Raw genomic sequence first — 292 nt, 5'->3', positions numbered from 1 at the left:
TACCAACAGCATCAAGTCCTATACGCGAAAGAACTTTCTCTTGTGAACCATGATTCAAATATTCATCAGGAAGTTTTAATGTGCGAACTTTCAAACCATGTTCTAAAAGCCCTTCTTGTGCCAAAAACTGTAATAAGTGCGCTCCAAACCCGCCTATTGCACCTTCTTCAATTGTCACTAATACTTCATGCTCACGTGCTAAACGACGCATCAAATCTTTATCTAAGGGCTTCGCAAACCGTGCATCTGCAACAGTCGTAGACAATCCTTCAGCACTCAACTCATCAGCAGC

The 292-nt window shown here is 42.1% G+C and carries 1 protein-coding gene; it reads right to left on the bottom strand.

Translation table 11 applies throughout. The features are described from left to right. A partial coding sequence (locus ACFINS_RS10870; RefSeq protein WP_375706280.1) for a transketolase C-terminal domain-containing protein occupies positions 1–292 on the bottom strand: 292 nt, incomplete at both ends.

Origin of the sequence: Bartonella sp. AA2SXKL, assembly GCF_042197205.1 — a bacterium.
In the GTDB taxonomy this organism is placed as follows: domain Bacteria; phylum Pseudomonadota; class Alphaproteobacteria; order Rhizobiales; family Rhizobiaceae; genus Bartonella.
The sequence above is the reverse complement of the archived record's forward strand: the minus strand, read 5'-3'. Positions and strand labels throughout refer to the sequence as shown.